At 39.7% G+C, this 5,254-nt stretch carries 2 protein-coding genes and 1 pseudogene; all 3 read right to left on the reverse strand.

The genetic code is table 11. The features are described from left to right. Nucleotides 1-1,044: 1,044 nt before the first annotated feature. Nucleotides 1,045-1,524: pseudogene (locus ASV53_RS22460) on the reverse strand (helix-turn-helix domain-containing protein); the annotation flags it as partial. A 390-nt stretch (nt 1,525-1,914) separates the two neighbouring features. Next, entirely contained in the window at nt 1,915-4,008 is a 2,094-nt protein-coding gene (locus ASV53_RS22465; RefSeq protein WP_094958756.1) for an ATP-binding protein, read from the reverse strand. A 3-nt stretch (nt 4,009-4,011) separates the two neighbouring features. Then, nucleotides 4,012-5,184, reverse strand: a complete 1,173-nt coding sequence (locus tag ASV53_RS22470) for an FIST signal transduction protein (protein ID WP_094958757.1) — start codon at nt 5,182-5,184, stop codon at nt 4,012-4,014. Nucleotides 5,185-5,254 lie beyond the last annotated feature (70 nt).

A 5,254-nucleotide genomic window follows, 5' to 3' on the forward strand; every position in this document is an offset into this window, starting at 1 on the left:
AGTATACAAAGGAACTGTTTGGGCTTTATTTTCCGGTTTTCTATATACGCTTGTCGTCTTTTCCTTTACTTCGCTTTTATATTTGTTATTTATCTTCGTTTATAGCGGGTTCAGTATTTATTCTTTTCATGCATTTACATTATTTCCACTAGTAGAAGTTTTCTTTAATACTATTTTAATTCTACCTTTTATTTGCCTTTACATGCTGTTCTGTAACTTTTCCCATGGATTAAAAAGTAGAATCGAAAGGTTAATTTTGGTTTTGATGTATTCGCTAGCCTTATGTCTTTATCTTTACATTATTTACTATAGCTATATCCTTTAGTTGTTTTTATCCTGCCAAATCAGATGTTCCGTAACGAGAAAAAGTTGGAGAGTGATGAGTATGGATTTATATCAAACCATACTCGTAGCTGCGGCCACGGGTTTCTGCTCAGCGTTTGGAGTAGGTATTGCTATAAAAATGGATATTGCTTGGATAAAGAAGATGTTAGAGAGTCATGATAAGCGTATTTCACGTCTTGAGTAGTATTTTACTTTACGTAATTGTTTATCTTTGATGATAAGATATCAAAGATAAACAGAATTAAGTTTCACGCAAAGCTTACGTGAATACTGATGATGATTTTTGCAATTAAATTTGGGGCTAGAGTCAGTATGACAAAATGGTTTGGCGGTTTATTTGTAGTAAGTGCTATTCCAATTGTATTTTATTTTTATACGTTCGGTCTTGGTCTATGGGAAAGGAATGAAGATTGGGCATATTTAGGTTCATTTTTTGGCGGAGTGTTGGGGCCTGCTTTTACACTAATGTCGGTAGTTTTATTGGTTCTTACACTAAGAGAAACACGAGGGTCAAATAAGTTGCTCGCGATACATCTTCTTTTTCTCTTTAGTTACCGTGTCACTTTATGGCTATTTAAGACGACGGCCACCACGAAACGGTAACGGCGTGACCACATTGGAACGCACGGGAACATAGTCCAGCTCATACATACATTTTAACTAGATGATACTCATCAATCCGAAATCCCGTCCAGCGAGTATCATCAGGCAACATTTAGAGCTACGACCTTCAAACCAATCATGATGGGAGCCATCGATTTGAATGAGCTCACCAAGACAATCGCGACGGTAACGAGGTTGATAAACTCGAGGTTTACGTTTGGTATGCGGAACCCAAAGGCCATCCGTGATCATCCATTGGCGGAGTGTTTCAACTGAAACATGAATATCGTGACGTTCAGTAAGCTTTTCATGCGCGAGTGTTGGACCAAAATCTGCGTAATGTTCACGGATCAACACCAGACATCGAAGTTTCATTGAATGGTTAATTCGGTTACTCGAGGATTGACCTCGGCGTTGATGAACAATGGCCGCAGCACCATGTTGTCGAAAGCGTGTTACGAGCCGCTGAACTTGACGAACGCTAAGGGAAAGAATACAGGCAGCATCTGCACGACGGATCCTTTTTTCACAAACATCTCGGATAGCACCAAGTTTTAAAATCTCTTTGTCATTCATAGTCACCAACATCATTTAAAGCTCGCATCAACCAAACAGATACGAATTAAGATAGGTAAAAACGGGACATTTTAGTTTTGCAGAAAAGAGACATTTTAACTTTGGGCTATCACATTCTGTTCAGTGCGCATTATATATATTATGTTAAATAAGGTATCTAGAGATGGTATTGTCAGCACTACTGCATCTATTTGTTCTCCTCTTCTCTTGTTTAGGCTCGTTACGGCGTGTTATTTAACAGTATTGTGTATTTACCATAAAATAGGTAATAAACACCTATGTTTAAGTACTGCTGCAAATGTTCAGTTTGCATGGTGCTTCAACTTAAGTGTTTATTACAGAGTCAGCGTTATGCTGACTCTGTAGATCTTTTTAAGCTATTGCTTAACGCTAACTTGCTTTAGCGGCTTGCGTAATGGACTGATACTTGCGCAAAATCAGTTCAAGCTCAGAAACTTGTATGGGTTTAGCAAGGAAATCATTCATCCCTGCGTCTTCACACAAAATCCGATCCGAATCCATCGCATTTGCTGTTAACGCGATGATTGGAATTTTGTAACCGCGCTCTCTAAGAATCTGTGTGGCTTTTAGCCCATCAAGGACCGGCATGGAAATATCCATCAGGATAATATCGTAGCTGTTTGGGTTTTGATTATACATTGCGATAGCTTCATCACCGTTATTGGATATCTGAACCTTGTGACCTCGTTTCTCTAACATCAGCTTCGCAACCAGCTGATTCGTTTGACTGTCTTCTGCAAGTAAAATACTCAATCCATGATCACTGGCTGGATATATTTCTTTTCGCTGCTCTGAAAGCTCTGTATTACAGTTTAAGCATGGCAATATCATAGTAAAACAGCTACCAGATCCTAAGTCGCTTTCCAGTCTTATTTCACCACGCATTTTAGTAATTAAATGTTGGCTAATAGCTAAACCTAGTCCGGTACCACCATAGCGTCGTGTGATACTACAATCTGCTTGAATGAATGGATTAAACAAGTTTTTCTGAGCTTCTTTCGCGATGCCAATGCCTGTATCAGTGACTGATACGTGAATTTTACCTTCAGTGGCTTTTGCTACAATATGGACAGCGCCTTCATTGGTAAACTTAATAGCATTTCCCACTAAGTTAAACATGATTTGAGCGATTCTGTTTTTATCACCATGAATAAATTCAGGAATAGAATCTTCAATATACGCGGTCAAATCTATATTCTTAATGATAGCTTGTTCTTTCAATTGGCTAACAACCAGATCAATGCTCTCTTGGATGCGCATTTTTGAATGATAGAGCTCAAAGTTTCCTGACTCTATACGCGATAAATCTAAAATATCGTTAATGATTGTTAGTAGTAATTGTGCTGACTGATCCATTTGATTGAGCCAACTCTTTTGCTCATTATCGAGTCCGGAATCAGCTAATGTATCCATTAATCCTAAAACACCATTGAGCGGTGTTCGAATCTCATGGCTCATCATCGCTAAGAATTGTGATTTGGCTTTGTTTGCTGATTCAGCTTGTTTACGTGCTTCTAGTAAATCAAAGAGACGCTGTTTACGGCTGGTGATGTTTTTGGCTGTTCCGCGGTAGCCAAGCAACTTACCTTTTTTATTAAAGTATGCTGTACCACTTATACTGATCCACAAGCCCCCTTCACTATCAGGCAACTGCCACTCAACATCTTCAAACGATTCTTGGCTTTCAAGCTTTGTTAATAATTGTTGGCGAACACTTTCTTGATCATCAAAGATATCGAGGATGTTTTCATTATCGACGATATGGCCAGCAAGATCAGGAGCGGAGATATAGGTAAATATATAATCGGTGTCGATTTCCCAAAACCAATCACCGACAGTATTTGCGAAATCTTTAAACCGCTGCTGGCTATAGGTGAGCTCTTGGGTTCTTGCCGCGACAAGCGACTGTAATCGTTCTCTGTAATCGATATCAATGATAGCCCGCTCTAATAAAGGTCGGAAGCGATCAAGTACACGTCGGCAATGTGGTGTGAATTGCCCTTTTTCAGAGTGGATAAAAATGAGTAAAGCATCACCTGTGCTTACTTTGACCCCTGTGATCAATGCTGAATGGCAATATGCCATTTGCTCTGGCGAGCGTTGATAGAACTCTTCAACACGATCTGGCGCAAATAGGACAATACTTTCACCATTCATACAGCGAATGAATGTATTAGAGACATCCCAAACAGTTGATTGAAATACTGGGCTCGTTGATACCAGCTCTAGTAATGGCGATGATTCATCTTCTCTGGTTAATACAATCGCATTTTCAAAGCCAATGTACTTACGAAGAACAGATAGTAAGCTATTGAATACTTGTCGTTTATTGTTAGCACCTGCCATTGCTGAAATACCAGCTAAAATAGCCGCGTTTTCGTCACGAAGCTGTCTTTCCCTTTCATTACTACGTAACAAATCGAGCAATGTTTCTTGTAATTTCTCAGACTCAAAACGAGGCATTGGCTAATCCCTGTGAAATAATACGGCTGAAATCATCAGGTTTCCATGTGCATTTTCACCCCCCGTAAACTGACCTTGTTCACCAAACGTAAAGGCGCATACAAATGGAGCGTCATACATCGCAGTGTTAATATAAGTAGCAACATCATTCATTTTATCTTGAACTCTTAACATGCAACCTGCGCAGTAAATAGCGATACCACCTATGGGATCAAGTGCTTGGCTACTGCCTATTTCATTAGCAGATTCAATAACCCGACCAGCTCTACTGACAAGCCTTTCTTCAGTACCTTCCATAAAGTAAAGCTTTTCGCCTTCGTTAATAGTGGCAAAGAATTCGATCCCACCTCGACTAGTCAACTTACACGGATGTGATAATTTAAAATAAGGTAAATCATGCAGCTTACCAACGATACGTCCCAGCGGGTTTAAGCTACTTTCTCGCATAACCCCCGAAGCCGTTAGCGGTTTTCCCAACCAACCAGAGTACACTTCACTTGCTGGACGGCCATTTAATTCAATAATTTCACGACCTTCAACTTTAGTGGCATAAGCATTTTTCCCTGTACTTGCATACCCAGAATGAAACGAAAAACTGATTTCACAAGATGGGTAAAAAACACAGATCCCAACACCATCTTGGGTACTTTGTTCCTGATTGAACAACTTCCAATTGCCTTTTACGTAGTCATCTGCAGCACTACCACCAATAATAGGAACAGGAACGGTGAGCTCGTCTTCTATTCCTTTTAATACTTCTTCTTCCGCACCTGGAGTAGCATGTAGCAAAATTAATGCCGGAAGTTCTCCAAAGCGGTTACTATTTTCAATTGCTTGAAGAACGGCTTGTTTTGCCATGTCGTATGGTGACTGATTTGAGGATACGATAGCGGTTCCATACGCCCCTCTATAATCACAAAGCGCCCACAGCGCAATCCCCTCGCCTTGTTTATAACCTTCGTCAGTCATCACACCTTGGCAAGATGTGCATGCCAAAATTTGACTATCAGGGTAAGCTTCTGCAAGTCTAGCTTGAATGGTGAGTTCGTCGTAATGTTCAGATAAGTACGCTAATACTAATTTAGGGTTCGCAATTTTCATGTTGAGTTTGCGAATAGCGTCTGAAATTGCTTGTTCTGATGAATGAAAGGCTGAAAAGCTAGTGGCTACATCCATAATTTTAATTATTCTTAGCATTAATTTTCATTAATGATAGTCATTTTTTATCTAACAATCAGCCTTCTAT

It is taken from the genome of Photobacterium sanguinicancri, from assembly GCF_002265265.1.
GTDB classification, from domain to species: Bacteria; Pseudomonadota; Gammaproteobacteria; order Enterobacterales; family Vibrionaceae; genus Photobacterium; species Photobacterium sanguinicancri.